The organism is Pollutibacter soli, from assembly GCA_029269725.1.
In the GTDB taxonomy this organism is placed as follows: Bacteria; Bacteroidota; Bacteroidia; order Chitinophagales; family Chitinophagaceae; genus Pollutibacter; species Pollutibacter soli.
In genome coordinates this window covers 343,776-361,767 of the sequence record JARJHS010000002.1, presented here as the reverse complement: position 1 = coordinate 361,767, position 17,992 = coordinate 343,776, and the positions used below count along the sequence as shown (strand labels likewise).

Annotated in this window: 16 protein-coding genes; 11 read left to right on the top strand and 5 right to left on the bottom strand. The window is 42.9% G+C overall.

Translation table 11 applies throughout. The features are described from left to right. Positions 1-53 precede the first annotated feature (53 nt). The 5 genes from P2W82_RS06085 (at position 54) to can (ending at position 5,068) form a co-directional block, all read left to right on the top strand. Positions 54-1,562: a GH3 auxin-responsive promoter family protein gene (locus P2W82_RS06085; protein ID WP_336514959.1), complete on the top strand. Its 1,509-nt coding sequence runs from the start codon at positions 54-56 to the stop codon at positions 1,560-1,562. 66 nt (positions 1,563-1,628) lie between these two features. Beyond that, complete coding sequence (gene fabG, locus P2W82_RS06080; RefSeq protein WP_336514958.1) at positions 1,629-2,384, top strand: 3-oxoacyl-[acyl-carrier-protein] reductase; 756 nt, start codon at positions 1,629-1,631, stop codon at positions 2,382-2,384. A 77-nt stretch (positions 2,385-2,461) separates the two neighbouring features. Next, on the top strand, positions 2,462-2,758 hold the full coding sequence (locus P2W82_RS06075) for a hypothetical protein (RefSeq protein WP_336514957.1): 297 nt from the start codon (positions 2,462-2,464) through the stop codon (positions 2,756-2,758). A 70-nt stretch (positions 2,759-2,828) separates the two neighbouring features. Further along, complete coding sequence (locus P2W82_RS06070) at positions 2,829-4,424, top strand: SulP family inorganic anion transporter (RefSeq protein WP_336514956.1); 1,596 nt, start codon at positions 2,829-2,831, stop codon at positions 4,422-4,424. A gap of 8 nt (positions 4,425-4,432) precedes the next feature. Then, positions 4,433-5,068, top strand: coding sequence for a carbonate dehydratase (can, locus tag P2W82_RS06065; RefSeq protein ID WP_419555704.1), 636 nt, complete (start codon positions 4,433-4,435; stop codon positions 5,066-5,068). Between the two features lie 220 nt (positions 5,069-5,288). Here can and P2W82_RS06060 read toward each other — a convergent pair whose 3' ends face one another. From P2W82_RS06060 to P2W82_RS06050, 3 genes are all read right to left on the bottom strand, one after another. Then, a complete protein-coding gene (locus P2W82_RS06060) occupies positions 5,289-6,062 on the bottom strand; it encodes an enoyl-CoA hydratase/isomerase family protein (RefSeq protein ID WP_336514955.1) in 774 nt (257 codons plus the stop codon). 22 nt (positions 6,063-6,084) lie between these two features. After that, the gene (gene paaZ / locus P2W82_RS06055) at positions 6,085-8,133 is read right to left on the bottom strand and encodes a phenylacetic acid degradation bifunctional protein PaaZ (protein ID WP_336514954.1); all 2,049 of its coding nucleotides are present in this window, start codon (positions 8,131-8,133) and stop codon (positions 6,085-6,087) included. Between the two features lie 550 nt (positions 8,134-8,683). Continuing rightward, positions 8,684-9,286 (bottom strand): adenylate kinase, encoded by a 603-nt coding sequence (locus P2W82_RS06050; RefSeq protein ID WP_336514953.1) that lies wholly within the window; start codon positions 9,284-9,286, stop codon positions 8,684-8,686. A gap of 146 nt (positions 9,287-9,432) precedes the next feature. Between P2W82_RS06050 and msrB the strand changes: the two genes are divergently transcribed. Then, positions 9,433-9,996 carry a peptide-methionine (R)-S-oxide reductase MsrB gene (gene msrB / locus P2W82_RS06045; protein WP_336514952.1) on the top strand — a complete coding sequence of 188 codons (564 nt, stop codon included), beginning with the start codon at positions 9,433-9,435 and terminating at the stop codon, positions 9,994-9,996. Positions 9,997-10,066: 70 nt separating this feature from the next. On the opposite strand, the gene P2W82_RS06040 is transcribed toward msrB, so the two are convergent. After that, positions 10,067-10,678 (bottom strand): YceI family protein, encoded by a 612-nt coding sequence (locus P2W82_RS06040; protein ID WP_336514951.1) that lies wholly within the window; start codon positions 10,676-10,678, stop codon positions 10,067-10,069. 208 nt (positions 10,679-10,886) lie between these two features. Here P2W82_RS06040 and P2W82_RS06035 point away from each other — a divergent pair, with 208 nt between their 5' ends. Further along, positions 10,887-12,197 (top strand): pyridoxal phosphate-dependent aminotransferase, encoded by a 1,311-nt coding sequence (locus P2W82_RS06035; RefSeq protein WP_336514950.1) that lies wholly within the window; start codon positions 10,887-10,889, stop codon positions 12,195-12,197. 96 nt (positions 12,198-12,293) lie between these two features. Here the strand turns inward: P2W82_RS06035 and P2W82_RS06030 are convergent, their stop codons facing one another. Continuing rightward, positions 12,294-12,542, bottom strand: coding sequence for a hypothetical protein (locus P2W82_RS06030; protein ID WP_336514949.1), 249 nt, complete (start codon positions 12,540-12,542; stop codon positions 12,294-12,296). 27 nt (positions 12,543-12,569) lie between these two features. Between P2W82_RS06030 and P2W82_RS06025 the strand changes: the two genes are divergently transcribed. From P2W82_RS06025 to P2W82_RS06010, 4 genes are all read left to right on the top strand, one after another. After that, positions 12,570-12,713, top strand: coding sequence for a hypothetical protein (locus P2W82_RS06025; protein WP_336514948.1), 144 nt, complete (start codon positions 12,570-12,572; stop codon positions 12,711-12,713). 110 nt (positions 12,714-12,823) lie between these two features. Further along, the gene (locus tag P2W82_RS06020) at positions 12,824-13,900 is read left to right on the top strand and encodes a glycosyltransferase (RefSeq protein ID WP_336514947.1); all 1,077 of its coding nucleotides are present in this window, start codon (positions 12,824-12,826) and stop codon (positions 13,898-13,900) included. Between the two features lie 8 nt (positions 13,901-13,908). Then, positions 13,909-14,814, top strand: a complete 906-nt coding sequence (locus P2W82_RS06015; RefSeq protein WP_336514946.1) for a DMT family transporter — start codon at positions 13,909-13,911, stop codon at positions 14,812-14,814. 100 nt (positions 14,815-14,914) lie between these two features. After that, positions 14,915-17,962: an amidohydrolase family protein gene (locus tag P2W82_RS06010; protein WP_336514945.1), complete on the top strand. Its 3,048-nt coding sequence runs from the start codon at positions 14,915-14,917 to the stop codon at positions 17,960-17,962. The last annotated feature ends 30 nt before the right edge of the window (positions 17,963-17,992 follow it).

The following is a 17,992-nucleotide window of genomic DNA, read 5'->3' as shown; positions in this document are numbered from 1 at the left end:
TGTAATGACCGACGGGGAGGGAATTTCAGAGGGTACTAATTATTTTGCCATATATGAAATTACTGAGTCCTGCAATTTCGCGTTTAGCACGCATGCGCATGTGGCGCGTCGAATCCTGGATGAATCATCCGGTAGAAGCCCAGCGTGAAGTATTACAGGATCTCGTAACATCAGCCCAGTACACAGAATTCGGACGCAAGCATCGCTTCTCCCGTCTGTTCTCAGCAAAATCATTTAAAGAGGAAGTACCGATTCATGAGTATGAGGACCTCAAACCTTATATCGAAAGGATCATGAATGGTGAACAGAATATTCTCTGGAACACCCCGATGTACTGGTTTGCGAAAAGCAGTGGTACTACCTCTGATAAAAGCAAGTTCATACCTGTCAGCGACGAGAGCCTGGAAGACTGCCACTTTAAGGCCGCTAAGGATGTTCTCACCATGTACTATAATTATTTTCCCGAATCAGACCTTCTTACCGGCAAAGGATTGGTAATCGGCGGAAGTCATACGGTTCACTCCCTGAATGATGAAACGCGTTTCGGCGACCTGAGCGCGGTTCTTTTACAAAATTCTCCATTCTGGGGAAGCTGGATCCGAACTCCGGAATTAAGTATTGCCCTCATGGGCGAATGGGAGGAAAAGATTGAAAAACTGGCTCAAAGTACTTTGCATGAAAATGTGACATCAATTTCCGGTGTACCTACCTGGACGATCGTTTTATTTCAGCGGATCCTGGAAATAACCGGCAAGAAAAATATGCTGGAGGTATGGCCTAACCTCGAGCTCTACAACCATGGGGGCGTTTCGTTTGTACCTTACCGTGAACAGTTCCGCAAACTGATCGGGGGCGATATTTTCTATCTTGAAAAGTACAATGCGAGCGAAGGTTTTTTTGCGGCTCAATACCATCCGGACGAAGAAGGTATGATGCTTTTCGTGGACCATGGCATTTTCATGGAGTTCATGCCTGTAGAGGAATATGGCAGTCGCAATCCGCAAACCATCGGTTTACAGGATGTGGAGATCGGAAAGAATTATGCTCCCGTAATCAGTACCAATGGTGGATTGTGGCGTTACCTGCTGGGGGATACCATTCAGTTTCTAACGAGGTATCCATTCAGAATAAAAGTGACCGGCAGATTAAAACATTTTATCAATGCTTTTGGAGAAGAATTGATTGCTGATAATACCGACCGCGCAATCGCCATTGCGTGTGAGAATACGGGAGCAGTCGTGAAAGATTATACAGCGGCGCCGGTGTACTTCAGCGATTTCAGCAATGGGGCCCATGAATGGCTGGTAGAATTTGAAAAAAAGCCTGCCGATCTCCAACATTTTGTGTATGAACTGGATTCAGCTCTGAAGAATATTAACAGCGACTACGAAGCGAAAAGACATAAGGATATCGCTTTACGTATGCCGTTGATGAAAGCGCTGAGACCCGGAGTTTTTAATACCTGGCTCAAACAGAAAAACAAACTGGGCGGTCAGCACAAGGTTCCCCGCCTGAGTAATGACCGCATATTGATAGAGGAAATCCTTTCTTTAAACGTTTAACGTTAATCGTTGAACGTTACACGTATTACATTATATTGCGCCCTGTTGTGAGATAAATCCGGTATAATGAAATTACTTGAAAATAAAACTGCGATTGTAACCGGAGCCGCACGCGGCATCGGTGAAGGTATTGCCTGCAAGTTTGCTGAACACGGAGCTAATGTGGCTTTCACTTATATCAGTGACAGCAGTGCCGAAAAAGCACATGCGCTTCAGCTGAAACTCGAGGCCATGGGCGTAAAAGCAAAAAGCTGGCAGACTAACGCCGCCGATTACGCGCAATCTGAATCTTTCGTAAATGATGTGGTTAAAGAATTCGGAACGGTTGACATTTGCGTGAACAATGCCGGAATTTCGAAAGACAATTTATTGTTGAGACTTACACCCGACCAATGGGAAGAAGTAATCAGGGTGAACCTGAACAGCGTATACAATCTCACTAAGCAGGTGATCAGACCAATGCTTAAAGCACGCAGCGGTTCGATTGTAAACGTGAGCTCAATCATCGGAATTAAAGGGAACGCTGGCCAGGCAAGCTATGCAGCGAGCAAAGCTGGAATTATCGGCTTCACGAAATCCATTGCTCAGGAACTGGGTAGCCGTTCTATAAGATGTAATGCAATTGCCCCCGGCTTTATTGAAACCGACATGACACAATATCTCCAGGAAGGCGAAATTTCAAAATCGTTTCTTGATAAGATACCTCTCGGCAGATTTGGTACCTCGGAAGAAACAGCGAATGCAGCATTATTTTTAGCTTCAGATATGAGTTCCTATATCACCGGCCAGGTACTCAGTATCTGCGGCGGTATGAACACGTGATTTTTAACATTTATTGTTAAAAATCTTAACAACTCCTGATAGGAATAGCGACCCTCAAAAATTAGTTTTGCACACTGATGGCATTGAAAAAGACAATAGCAACGATTTTATTGTCTCTTTTTGCTTTCCAGCTTATGCCGGTAAAGCAGGTAGGGTCAGTATTATATGCCAACAGGTTACTTGAAGAAATTCCTCACAGTACTGATGCAGCAACAGCCAAATTCAGTGACGAAGTAAAACACCTGGAGTGCCTCGTGCATAATCACCAGGACATTACTCCGGCTTTCGTCTCCACTCATTCCATTCATTGCAGGAATATAACATTCGTCACCCGCAGCTCCGACGACATACCCACTCCGCCGCCCAACGCTTAGTTTGTTTTGGTTTTACCTCCGGTGAAACATATTCTCACATTTTTGGATATAACAGCATTAAGCATAAAGCATGAAAAACCTGTTTAAGACAGTCAGGCATGATGTTCCATCATCTATAGTAGTATTTCTCGTCGCGGTTCCGCTATGTCTTGGCATCGCGCTCGGATCAAAGGCTCCGTTATTTTCCGGTATTATCGCAGGTATTGTTGGTGGTATCGTCGTAGGCTTGTTGAGTAAATCGCCATTGAGCGTTAGTGGCCCCGCTGCAGGACTCACTGCTGTCGTTGTTGCAGCTTTGGGTAAACTTCCGGGATTTGAATCTTTTCTCCTTGCAGTAGTATTGGCTGGCGTATTTCAATTGATTCTTGGTTATCTGAAAGCAGGTGTCATCGGTGACTTCGTGCCCAATGCAGTGATCAAAGGCATGCTTGCTGCCATTGGAATCATCCTTATATTAAAACAGTTTCCTCACCTCGTTGGTTATGATGCAGACTTTGCAGGAGATGAAAGTTTTAACCAGGATAACAGGGAAAACACATTTTCGGGCCTGGCCCATGCATTGAGGGCTTTTACGCCAGCGGCCATGTTAATTGGAGGTATTTCCTTTGCGATTTTATTGCTATGGCAAACACCTGTTTTTAAGAAAAGCAGGGTACTTCAACTCATTCCAGCACCACTCGTGGTGGTTGTGCTGGCAGTGACATTAAACCAATGGTTCCTGTCAGGTTTTACAAATCTGGGCCTGGAATCAACGCACCTGGTGAATCTGCCAATTGCTGAAGACCTTTCCGCATTTCTTAGTTTTTTCACTTTCCCTGATTTTTCCTCTTTGAACAATTACAATGTATGGACAGTTGCATTAACGATCGCCATCGTAGCCAGTCTTGAATCTTTACTTTGTATTGAAGCGATTGACAAGCTTGATCCCTTTAAAAGAGTAACGCCTTCAAGTCGCGAACTTAAAGCGCAGGGCGTTGGCAACATCGTATCCGGCTTACTGGGAGGGATACCCATAACATCAGTAATTGTAAGAAGCTCTGTAAACCTTAATGCAGGAGCAAGAAGTAAAGCATCTGCTATTCTGCATGGCACTTTACTGCTGGTGTCAGTGATATTTATTCCTAAGATTCTCAATATGATACCGCTTGCTGCGCTTGCTGCAATTCTGATTCACACAGGTTTAAAACTGGCAAATATTAAAATGATTCGGAATTTTTACAAACAGGGATGGGACCAGTTTGTACCGTTTGTGACAACAGTTATCGCCATCCTGTTTACAGATTTGCTTATCGGTATCGTCATTGGTTTACTGGTGGGACTCTTCTTTATGATCCAAAGCAATTTCAAATCGGCAGTGCTGGTTGTGAATAATCAGAAGAATTACCTGTTCCGTTTCCGCAAAGACGTTTCCTTTTTGAACAAGCCGATTGTAAAAAGAAAATTGCAGGAAATTCCTGAAAATTCTCATGTACTTATCGATACGAGCAGGGCAGATTTTATTGATAAAGATGTGATCGAGGCCGTGAATGATTTTCTTTCACACGCGCATTTGAAAAACATCAGGGTGGAATTAAAAAACGGGAATCACAGACAGGTGAATGAATTATTCAAAATTCCCGGTGCAGAAATCAATTCACAATTCACAACCCAAACTCTTCAACACTAAAAAATCAGATGATGTTAGGACACGAAAGACTATTACTTGAAAATAAAGCATGGGCAACAGAAAAAGTTCAGGATGATCCCCAGTTTTTTGAACGACTGGCTGATGTACAAACGCCAGAGTATTTGTGGATAGGTTGCAGCGACAGCCGCGTGCCTGCGAATGAAATCACAGGTACGAATCCGGGTGAAATTTTTGTACACAGGAATATCGCGAATATGGTGGTACACACCGATTTAAATATGCTATCAGTGTTACAATATGCTGTACAGGTACTGAAAGTAAAACACGTTATTGTTTGCGGACACTACGGCTGTGGGGGAGTAAAGGCAGCAATGACACAGCACTCTTTTGGCATGATCAACAAATGGCTCCGCAATATTAAAGATGTGTATCGCTTTCATGAATCAGAGATTGAAGCACTCGCAACCGACGATAAAAAAGTAAACCGGTTGATTGAATTGAATGTGAAAGAGCAGGTAATGAACCTGGCTAAAACTTCAATTGTTCAGAAAGCCTGGAAGGAAAATCAATTTCCGCACCTGCATGGCTGGGTATATGGACTTGATAATGGCATCCTGCACCCCATTTTTGAAATGCAGGCAGGAAGCAAGCTGGAGAAGATTTATACGTTTGATAATCTATAAGGCAAGTTCATGGTTCATAGTTCATAGTTGATAGTTCATAGTTCATAGAACCTTATAGTTTTTAGTTTATAGTTTCAGTATAATTAACCTAAGTAATAGTAATTTTTAAAATCGCTTATTGCTTAGGTTTTTTAATTTTCACAAACTGACTGTTCCTGACAACTGACAACTTGAAAGAATACGTTGTTCAAACTATGAACAATGAACCATAAACTCCCTTTCAACTTTTAACTTTCGACTTAAACGAAGCAATCGCATTCTTCGTAAAACTGCTCAGCACCAATCTTCCACTGATCGCAGCTCTCTCCTCCAGCAATTGATCCCAGTGATCAGTGCCTGCCCAGAATATTTTTTTCATCTCAGCCATTGCATCGGGATTTGCGTGGCTCAGGAAATGAACATGTTTTGAAACCGATTCATCCATCCCTTCGATAGTATCATGAATTTCTGCAAAGAGGCCCTTTCTTTTTGCCCAGTCCGCATTACGCCAGAGATTAGCATCGATCGCGAGCTGAGCAAATGCTGCGGTTCCCATCTTCTTTTCAATGACCGGCCCTACAACAAAAGGACCAATACCGACTGCAAGCTCACTCAGTTTAACTTCTGCATGTACAGTTGCAATTGTGTAATCAGCAGCTGCAGCAATACCAACGCCACCACCAACACATTTTCCCTGTACACGGCACAGTACTAATTTTGGAGATTTCCTCATCGCATTGATGACATGCGCAAAACCAGAAAAAAATTTTTTTCCTTCCGCCTCTGTCGTAATCGAAGCAAGTTCATTGAACGAGGCACCGGCGCAAAAAGCTTTATCGCCCTCACTTTTGATAACGATTACCAGCACTTCGGGATCGTGTGCAAAACGGTTAATCGACCTCGTTAGTTCCTGCAATAATGCTCCAGGCAGGGAATTGCTTTGTGGATGAGAAAAACTGATGGTCCCTACACCTTTATGAATTTCAGCATGGACAAAACCATTATCGGTAGACATATGCATTGATTTAATTTGTTAATCAAACCATATCATTTCTTCTCACCATCGTAAGGATGGTGGCAAGAGCTACCAACTCCCCTGTTTCATCTTTAACTTCTACGAGCCATTTTACAATTCCCCGGGGAATATCATTTGGCTCGCGAGGATCCTGCGGAATTTTTTCTTTGCAGGTGAGTTGAACTCCTATAGTTGAACCAGCATACACAGGTTTCAAAAAACGACATTCTTCAAGTCCGTAATTCAATAACACCGGACCTTTCTTTGCATCAACAAATAAACCTGCTGCTGCGCTCAAAATAAAATATCCGTGAGCGACGGGTTTTTCAAACAGGGTGCCTTCCAACGACGTGTGATCGGTATGCGCATAAAAATGATCCCAGCTCAGATTCGCGAAATTGGAAACATCTGCTTCAGTAACTGTTCTTTTATGCGTAAGCAATGTATCACCGATCTGCAACTCATCATAGTATTTTCTGAAAGGATGTGTTTCATCCTGGAGAGTAGGAGCATGTTGCTGGTAAACCTGCGAAACATTCGTTATCGCTCCCGGAGAACCCTGCACCGCCACTCTCTGCATATAATGAAGAACACCTCTTACACCACCCATTTCCTCGCCACCGCCTGCGCGACCGGGACCACCATGCACCAACATGGGTAACGGAGACCCGTGACCGGTACTTTCCGCTGCACAACTGGTATTGAGAATAAGAATACGTCCATGATGCGTACCAGCATTTAAAACATAGTTCTTCATTGTATCAGCATCGTCAGTAACGATCGTACTGCAAAGAGAACCCTTTCCCATTTTTGCAAGTACAATTGCTTCATCGCTATTTTTATATGGCATTAGGGTACTTACTGGCCCGAACGCTTCAATGTCATGCACAGCCGTACTTTCAAAAGGATTGTCCTTTTTCAGCAACAAAGGGCTTATAAAAGCTCCTTTGCTATTATCAGCATCCAACAATTCAACCGTTTCCACTGAGCCATACACCAGTTCAGCATGCTCGAGTAATTTTTTAACCTGCGTCAGCACTTCTTTTTTTTGCGTTTCACCTGCCAGGGATCCCATACGCACTTTTTCATTTCTTGGATTTCCAATCAAGGTTCCGGACAACGCTTTACTGATTGATTTCCATACATCTTCCATTCTGTTTTCAGGAACAAAAATGCGCCGGATAGCTGTACATTTCTGACCAGCCTTGACGGTCATTTCCTTTCTCACTTCCTTTATGAAAAAATCCCAGTTAGCAGATCCGGGCAGTACATCTTCTCCCAAAACAATACAATTCAGTGAATCAGCTTCCATATTGAAAGGGACACTGTTCTGAAGTATTACAGGATGCGATTTTAATTTCAAACCGGTACTTGCAGAACCGGTAAATGTGACAACATCCTGCGATTGCACAAAGTCCAGCATATTACCAGCACTGCCACAGACCAGCTGTAACGCGCCATCAGGTAAAATTCCGGATGCAATAATTTCGCGAACTACAGCTTCGGTAAGAAACGATGTTACTGTAGCAGGCTTAACAATAGCCGGAACCCCCGCGAGCCAGTTCACTGCGCATTTTTCAAGCATCCCCCAGACAGGAAAATTAAACGCATTGATATGGATCGCAACGCCTTCTTTTGGGATCATGATATGTTGACCAATGAAATTTTTGCCCTTACTCAAATGCACCACCGATCCGTCCGTGCAGAATGGTTCATCCGGAAATTTCCTTCTGAGCGAGGCATATGAAAAGAGATTGCCAAATCCACCCTCAATATCAATCCAGGAATCGGCCCTGGTAGCACCCGTCTGGTAACTGATATCATAAAACTTTTCTTTTCTCTCTGAAAGATATATCGCCAGCGCTTTCAGCATTCTGCCTCTGTCGTGAAAACTGAGCTTACGAAGGTTGGGATTTCCGGTGATACGTGCATAGCGCAATGCGGCTTCGAAATCGATACCTTCAGTCGAAGCGGAAGCGATATATTCGCCATTTACTGCATTGAATAAGGCCTGACCCTCACCACTACCCGAAATCCATTGGCCCGAAATATAATTACCCAGCTTAATCATTGGCAGCATTTTATTGTAGTACTAAATTAAGCTAATACCTGCTGGCCTGACTGTCTGTGGTGCAATGTTAATCCGAATTATCTGCTATCCGGCGTATACCAATTCCAAATTGGAGAAGGTGATGTATACCGTGTTTGTAACGGAGTTGAATTGCTCATTGAAATTAAGATCTGAGGAAATTGGTATTGCCAATGATGGGCCGCCTTCGTAATTTTTAAAAAAAGCGATCAGACTGATCTGCAGCCCGTCTGTTGCAACCGCTGCGGTATTGTATGTTGAAGGTGGTGGTTTCTCCGGCAGTAGCGGCTTCTATATGTTCTCAGGAAAAGGTATTTCTGTCGTCAGCCAGACATGGGAGAAGCATTCCGGATTTTTCCGTAAGGTGATATTAAACGTATTGCCGAGATGATCGACCATGTGAAGAAAATTCATTTTGCCGCATTCGGCATGCGTGCAGGGTCTGCATTTTTCAACAGAGCAACCAATTCCTTTCCGAGAAAGCGAATTTTTCTGCTGGTGTCATCAGTAGATGTTTACGGAAGGATGACAATTACTCGTTTTCCATCTGTCTTTGCATTTCCATGCGCTTCTCGATCTCGGTAGAAAGTTTTCCAAAAATCTCTTCGATAGCTCCAACGCCTTTGAGTTCCACTACTTTATCCTGTTTACGATAATGTGTCGCAACGGGAACAGTATCGCGATGATAAACTTCAAGTCTTTTCCTTTGAATGTTTTCATCAGCGTCGTCACTACGACCCGATGTTTTTGCACGATTAACCAGGCGGGCAATCAGTTCTTCTTCGGGAACCTGCAGAGCCAGTACAACTCCAATACTGGTCCTGTTGAGGCTAAGCAATTTATCCAACGCCTCCGCCTGGGCGGTTGTACGCGGAAAGCCGTCAAACAGGAACCCATTTACTCCTTTGTGTTTATCAAGTGCTGAACTGATCATACCGATAACCACTTCATCCGGTACGAGCTGTCCCTTATCCATTATCTTTTTGGCTTCCATACCCAACGGAGTCTGATTTGCGATCTCCGAACGGAGTATATCACCTGTCGATAAATGCTTAAGTCCGTATTTTTCAATCAGTTTCTCTGACTGTGTGCCTTTACCACTACCTGGAGGACCGAACAAAATAATATTAAACATAAGCGAGTAACGATTTTAAACCGGGGTTTCAAATATAGGGGTAAAAAGAGAATGTTAAATCAAATAGAGACAAAAGCTTTGCGCTTCTGAAACCAAACTGACTGATCCCACACGACGTATATTTGTTATACTTATTCCAGATAATCATGCGGAATTTTATCATTTCTTCAGGATGCTTACTCATCCTCGCGATGCTTCAGATCAACTGCAGCTATTCACAAAACACAGTAAAGAAAGAATCTATGTCAAATAATGAAAAAAAGCCTTCGGTGTATTCAAAAACGGATACTTCGAAAGTGAACCTTTCGGAAGAAGAATGGAAAAAGGCACTTTCACCGGAAGTGTACCAGATAGCACGTCTTAAAGGTACCGAACGGCCATGGACGAGCAAGTTTGAAAAATTTGATGAGAAAGGCACTTATTATTGTGCGGCTTGCGGCAATGCACTTTTCATGAGTGATACAAAGTTCGAAAGCGGTTGCGGCTGGCCGAGTTTCTACGAACCGATTTCAAAAACAAGCATTATTTATACTCCGGATCACACCTATGGAATGACCCGTACGGAAGTACAATGTGGTCGTTGTAAGGCACATCTCGGCCATGTATTTGAAGATGGTCCGCCTCCGACCGGGTTACGGTATTGCATAAATGGAGTGATACTTGATTTTGAGAAAGCCAAGGAAGCAGAGAAGAAGTTTGGGAAAAACTAGATGACGTTATACGTTTAACGCCTGCCGGCCGGCAAAGGCAGGTTGAACGTTAAACGTATAACGTAAATTCTTACTGTGCAGCAGTTTGCGGCTTGGCCTGATCAAGTTCCAGATTGATCTGGATATCTACATTTTTTTCTACTACAAGACCACCTGCTTCTGTTGCGCGATCCCATTTAAGATTGTAGTCGAAGCGATTGATCGTTCCCTTTGCTTTAAAGCCGGCTTTTGCACCTCTTGAAGTGGTAAGTGTTCCACCATAAGTAACTGCAAAAGTGATGGGCTTTGTGATGTCACGAATGGTAAGATCGCCACTCAGTTCGTATTTATTATTTCCGAGTGGTTTGAAAGATTTGCTGACAAACTTCATTTGCGGGAATTTCTCTGCGTTAAAGAAATCATCGCTTTTCAGGTGCCCATCCCTGCGCTCGTTATCAGTGTTCACAGAAGCCACGTCAACGGTGAAGTTGATCTTAGCATCTGAAAAGTCGGGCTTGGTGTGTTCTACACTACCGTCGAATACCTTGAAATTTCCCTCAACTTCGGACACAGTCATATGTGTAACAGTGAATTTCACATTGGAATGGCCTTTATCCACCGTCCATTTAGTCTGTGCAGATGCACTCCAGGAACCCAAAATAAATGCTGCAAGAAATGCAGTTTTTACAATTTTTCTGTACATGATTTGAATTTGAATGTTTAAACACTAAATTAAAGGAAATTTTATATTACTCCACCATTTTAGGGGATTAAGCTTTGATGCTTGTTCGGATTTTTTCCTTCGCCTGATCAAAGGTTCTCCCACAAAAACAAGTGCATGGTGTTAAAAAGGTTCAGTCAACAGCCAAATTAATGCCGGATTTGTGTAGGACGGCCTGTATTTTTGCGGCATGGAAAGAATAGTGGGATCAACACAGGCTGATTCAGGCAGCATCGGCGACTCTCCTTTATTATCACATTTGTCCGGAACGCTGATCGGATCAGAGATTGTAAAGATGAACGGCGACATAAAAGAAAAGATCAGGGCCGGGGAGAAGATATTCAATTATACAATAGGCGATTTTGATCCATCGATATTTTCAATTCCTGCCGAGCTGGAAGAAGAAATCATTTATGCTTACCGAAAGCATTTTACCAATTACCCTCTTGGAGAGGGAGAGACAGATCTTCGCCAGGCGATTTGTAAATTCATCAGCGACAGGGAAAAGCTGAATTACAAGCCGGAAGAAGTACTTGTCGCGAGCGGCGGTCGCCCACTGATTTACACTGTTTACAGGACTATCGTTGACAAAGGCGAGAAAGTCATTTATGCGGTTCCTTCATGGAACAATAATCACTATGTACATTTTGTAGAGGGCGAACATTGTGCGATTGAAACCACGGCAGAAAATAATTTCATGCCTACTGCGGATGATATTCAGCCTCATCTGAAAGGAGCAGTTCTCCTTGCATTATGCTCGCCTTTGAATCCCACGGGCACAACATTTTCCCGCGAACAACTGGAAGAAATCTGCGCTATGGTTTTAAAAGAAAACCAGTCACGTGGTGCAAGTGAGAAAAAACTGTTCATATTGTTTGACCAGATGTACTGGTTAATGACTTACGGAACAACAGAACATTATAACCCTGTTTCACTATTCCCCGATTTGAAACCTTATACCATTTTCGTAGATGGGATCAGCAAATGTTTTGCAGCGACGGGAGTTCGCCTGGGATGGTCTATTGGGCCGGCATTCATAATCAATAAAATGAAGTCGATCCTGTCCCACCTTGGTGCCTGGAGTCCTTTGCCCGAACAAAAAGCAACGGCTAAATATCTATTGCAGAAAGGGGCAATCGATCAATATCTTAAAATTTTTAAAGCCGGTCTTTTCGAAAGACTTCAGAAAATCCATGCGGGATTTCAGCAGATGAAAAAGGACGGATTTACTGTTGATTCTATTGCACCTCAGGCAGCTATTTACCTTACAGTCAAAATCGAAGCAGTCGGTAAAAAAAACGGAGCGGGTGTTTTACTCGAAAAACAATCTGACGTAACCGCCTACCTGCTGAATCAGGCCGGGCTGGCGCTGGTACCTTTCTCGGCATTTGGAGCATCACATACGTCACCCTGGTACAGGCTCAGTGTGGGTACTGTAAGAATTGAAGACCTTCATGAGATGTTCGGGAAGCTCAGAGATTCATTAAAAAAACTGAATTGAATTCGGTTAGGCGGGACGGTCAGCCAATGTAAGACACACGGGTCTGAAAATTAAAAAACCTGCATCACTGCAGGTTTCAATATTCTATCCTGTAGGTCAGTTCATATTGCTCAGGAACACAAAGGGTTTCAATTCTTTTTCTTTCAGTGCCGAAAGAATCACTTTTCTGTCGTGGAAGATCCGGTACTTATTCAGGTCAATTATCTCATGTGCTACACAGATATTATCAAAAGACTCCACATTAAACAGCAATGCATTGAGGCGCTCTACTTCACGCTCAATAGCATGTTCACTCATGAATTCATCTTTTAATAGTACCAGCAGATCTCTGTTGGGACTTTTCATATTAATGGATTTAACTAGTAACCAACCATGCCTTTTTTATTGGGACAACCGCAATTACTTTTTTTCGAAGCATTACAGGACGTCGCTGCTATTGAAATCAGAATAACTGCAAAGATCATCAATAATTTCAGGCCTTTCATGGGATCGAAGTTGAAAATATTAAAACAGTAATCGGTAAAATAAACTATTTTCCAACAAAATGCCAACCTCGCACGGATTATTGGAAAAAAATTAATAAATCCCGTAAAAATACGGTTCTGAACACCCAAATTCCAAAGAAATTGTTAATTGCTCCCCTCGACTGGGGTCTCGGTCACACTACCCGCTGTATTCCTTTGATCTCTTACCTTTTGCAAAAAAACTGCCAGATTACAATAGCCGGCACAGAACAACAGTTCGCTATATTAAAACCGGAATTCCCTGATGCTGAATACATTTTGCTACCAGGGTACGGAATCGAATATCCGCTTAATTATAAACGATTTAAAAGGAAATTGTTGTACCAGATTCCGGGTTTGTTAAAAAGAATTTCCAACGAACGAAAGTGGCTCGGGCATCATTATAACAGCTATCGCTGGGATGCCCTGATCAGTGACAACCGGTTCGGGCTGGTTCACCCCCGGATCTATTCAGTATTTATAACCCATCAGCTGCATATTTTTTCCGGATTAGGAAGAGCAGCAGACAGTCTTCTTCAAAGAATGAATTACCACTACATCCGGAAATTCAATGAATGCTGGATTCCAGATCTTCAAAGAGAGCCTTCGATGGCAGGGTTACTATCGCATCCACAACTGCTCCCGGGAAATGAAAAATATTTGGGCCCTTTGTCCAGGTTTGACATAAAGGAGAGCAATGAAAAATCTGATTTGCTGGTTTTAATATCGGGCCCCGAACCACAAAGAACAGTTTTCGAAAACCTGGTTTTACAGCAATTGGCAAAATTCACCGGCAAGGTCTTCCTTGTCAGGGGTCGGCCATTGGATATCGCTGTTCCTGAAGTAAATACAAATGTTACAGTGCTGAATAATCCCGGTAGCCTGCAACTTGAAAAGTTCATGAATGGAGCAGCAACAATTCTTTGTCGCTCCGGTTACACAACGATCATGGATCTTATCAGGCTCCAAAAAAAAGCCATCCTTGTTCCGACACCCGGGCAGACAGAACAGGAATACCTTGCTACACATTTGCACGATGCGGGCCTTTTTTTTACTGTTGAGCAAGCGCAGCTTAATATTGAATCTGATTTTAAAGCAGTAAATAAATTTCAAAAGAATAACTTTCCTGCTTATAATTTCGGATTGTACAAAGAAGTGATTGATGACCTGCTATTCACCATTTCATCAAAGAATAAATAAACATTCTGTTGCGAACACCGGTAAAAGCGCATTTATCTGTATTTCTAGCCAACCTGATTTTTAGTGTCAATTTCAGCGTAGTAAAATTCATTACACCGGTTTTTATCAAACCTTTTGGATTGAATGTAATCCGCGTACTGGTAACATCTTCTTTATTGTGGATCGGATTTTTGATTTCTTCTCCCGAAAAGAAATTGGAAAAAAAGCATATGGGAAGACTTATCCTTTGCGCGATCACAGGCGTGACAATCAATCAGCTTTTATTCATTAAAGGACTTTCCATTACATACTCCACGCACGCCTCGCTGCTCATGTTGTGTACGCCAGTACTAATAACAGCAATAGCGTTTTTTATGCTGAGGGAAAGAATCAACTTTTTTCGAATACTGGGATTGATTCTAGGCATCACGGGAGCAACACTTTTGATTTTTACAGGAGAAAGAACCGGCAGTGGAAAAGATATTCTGTTTGGTGATACTCTGATCATGCTCAATGCCATCTCCTATTCCTTCTATTTCGTACTGGCAAAACCGTTATTGCAGGTCTACACTCCGGTGCAGATTCAACGCTGGGTATTCACTATTGGTGGAATTCTGATCCTTCCATTTGGATGGAATGAATTCATTGCGGTAGATTGGAATGCTTTGCAATTTAAACATTGGGGCGCGCTGGCTTTTGTGGTGCTGGGTGCAACCTATATCGCCTATTTACTGAATGCCTATGCACTTCAGCACCTGAAAGCATCTGCAACTGGTTCTTATATGTACACCCAACCTTTTTTCGCAGGGTTGGTTGCCTACTTCTTTCTCGATGAACCATTTCCACCAATCAAATTCGTAGCTGCATTACTGATCATGGCCGGTGTTTTCCTCGTGAATAAAAAGACAACAAAACCAATTGGAATAAGGATATAAAATATGTGACCATTAGACTTTGGTTAGCAAATGTGCAGATCAGTTTCGTATCTGATTTTCAATTAAATTGAATTTTTTTCTTACCGAAATAAACATAATCATGAGAAAACTCTTATTAGTAGCGTTGGTGCTCTGCATCAGCCTGACGCCCTTTGCCCAGCCTACGTTCCCTGTGAACGGGGTGGCGGATCCGCGCGATCCGGTATATGCATTTACACATGCGACGATACAAGGTGCGGCACAAACACAATTGAAGGATGCAACACTCCTGATCAGGAATGGTAAAATCATTGCAGTGGGTAACAACGTAGCCATTCCGAAAGAAGCATTGATAATTGATTGCAGTGGTAAATACATCTACCCATCATTCATCGATCTTTATTCTGATTACGGCATCCCTGTTCCACAACGTACCGGTGGGGGCGTTGGATTTTTTGGTCGCGCGCAACTGACTTCCGATCGCAAAGGCGCTTATGGATGGAACCAGGCCATCAGATCTGATGTACAAGGCTCGTCCATCTTTTCCATCGATAATAATAAAGCAAAACAATTACGCGACCAGGGTTTTGGAACCGTTCTGACCCATCAGAAAGATGGCATCGCCCGCGGAACCGGCGTACTCGTGACTTTAAATGAAACTAATGAGCATGAGGCAATACTGAAAGAAAAAGCAAGCTCTCATTATTCATTCAGCAAAGGAACTTCCACGCAGAGTTATCCTTCTTCGATGATGGGATCTATCGCGTTGCTGAGACAAAGTTTTATCGATGCTGCGTGGTACAAGGACAATGTTGCAAAAGAAGGCATCAATTTAACTCTCGATGGCTGGAATAACAACCTGGCCTACCCGAAAATTTTTGAGGCCAATGATAAGTGGAACGCACTACGTGCTGATCGTGTTGGGGATGAATTCGGTGTGCAGTTCATCATTAAGGGAGGAGGAAATGAATATCAGCGAATCACAGAAATGGCTGGTACCAAAGCAAGCTTCATTGTACCTCTGAATTTCCCGCAGGCAATGGATGTTGAAGATCCGAACGATGCAAGATTTGTTTCCATCACTGATCTGAAACATTGGGAGCTGGCACCGGGCAATCCGGCAGCATTCGAAAAAGCAGGAATCAATTTTACCCTGACAACAGCTGATCTTTCAGATGTAAAAACTTTCTGGACCAATCTTCGCAAAGCACTTGAATATGGCCTCAGCGAAGAGGCCGCACTTGCTGCACTCACAAAAAATCCAGCAACGATACTTGGTATCAATACCCTCGTGGGAACTATTGAGCAGGGTAAGCTGGCAAATTTTTTAATCACCAGTGGACCGATCTTCAATGAGAAAACTGTTATACTGCAAAACTGGGTGCAAGGAAAAAAATATGCAGTAAAAGAAGATGGCTGGAACAATTTCCGCGGCAGGTACAACCTGACTTTAAAGAAAGCCGGTGCTGCCACAAACTATGTACTCGACGTAAAATCTGCACAGTCCGCTTCGGTTATAGCAAAAGATACTGTTAATACAAAGTTCAGTTTTGATGGTAAAATCATTAAGCTGAGTTTCGGACCAGATAAAAAAGCGAAATCATCATTTTTCCTGAGTGGTGTAAATAATGGTGACGCATGGAATGGAACTGGTACTGATACATCCGGCTCTTCATTTACGTGGACCGCCACCCTGGATAAACTCACGAGGGACAGCGCAGACAGCATAAAGAAAAAACCTTTGCCAAAAACCGGAAAGTTAATGTTTCCCTTCCAGGCTTATGGATGGGACACAGCTCCTGTGCAGGAAACGATATTGATTAAAAATGCAACGGTCTGGACAAATGAATCAGCGGGGAAACTGGAAAATACTGACGTACTTGTGAAAGCAGGAAAGATTGTACAGATCGGCAAAAATCTGAGTGAAAGCGGGGCTCGTGTAATTGATGGTACCGGCAAACATCTTACAGCGGGGGTTATAGATGAACACTCACATATTGCAGCAGCATCTATCAATGAAGGTGGACAATCTGTTACATCTGAAGTAAGAATTGCTGATAATCTTGATCCTGACGATATCGATATTTACAGGCAATTGAGCGGTGGCGTAACGTCGTCACATATCCTTCACGGAAGCGCAAATACTATTGGTGGGCAAACACAATTGATCAAACTCCGTTGGGGTGCCAATGACGATCAGTTGAAATTCCAGGGCGCTCCAGGATTTATAAAATTTGCCCTGGGTGAAAACGTAAAACGTTCTTCAGCAACACAGGGAAATCCGAGATTTCCCGATACCCGAATGGGTGTTGAAGAAGTTCTTACAGATGCATTCACACGCGCAAAAGATTACCAGGCTGCACTTCAACGCGAAAGCTCAGCGCTGAAAGCTAAAAAAGGTGCCACAGATGATGCATATAAAACAGTTCGTCGTGACCTGGAGCTCGAAGCACTGGTGGAAATTCTGAATAAGAAAAGATTTATTACCTGTCACTCCTATGTTCAAAGTGAAATCACTGCCGCACTTAGGGTTGCTGATAAGCTTGGTTTCACTTTCAATACATTCACACATATTCTCGAAGGTTATAAGGTTGCGGATAAAATGAAAGCACAGGGGTCTAACGCTTCTACTTTTTCCGATTGGTGGGCTTACAAAATGGAGGTGCAGGACGCTATTCCATACAACGCTACAATAATGCAGCGTGTAGGCCTGAACGTTGCCATCAATTCTGATGATGCGGAAATGGCGAGACGCCTTAACCAGGAAGCTGCGAAAAGTGTGAAGTATGGAGGGATGAGTGAAGATGAAGCTTTGAAAATGGTAACGCTCAACCCAGCTAAAATGCTTCATGTTGATGATAAAGTAGGTAGTATAAAAGTGGGTAAAGACGCGGACCTCGTACTTTGGACCGCACATCCACTCAGCATTTATGCTATGTCCGACAAAACTATTGTTGACGGTATTGTTTATTTCGATCGTACGAAAGATCTCGAATTAAGGAAACAGGTTTCCGAAGAAAGAAATCGACTTATTCAGAAAATGATCGGAGAGAAAAAAGGTGGCGGTGCAACAGTTCCTGCCCGACCTTCTTTTGTAATTAAGAATGCCTGCAGCGAACACGATCACAATCACGGATTATTGGCCATCGACCAGGTAGAAGGTGAATAAGTCATTGTCATTTTGTACAAAGCGAAAAAT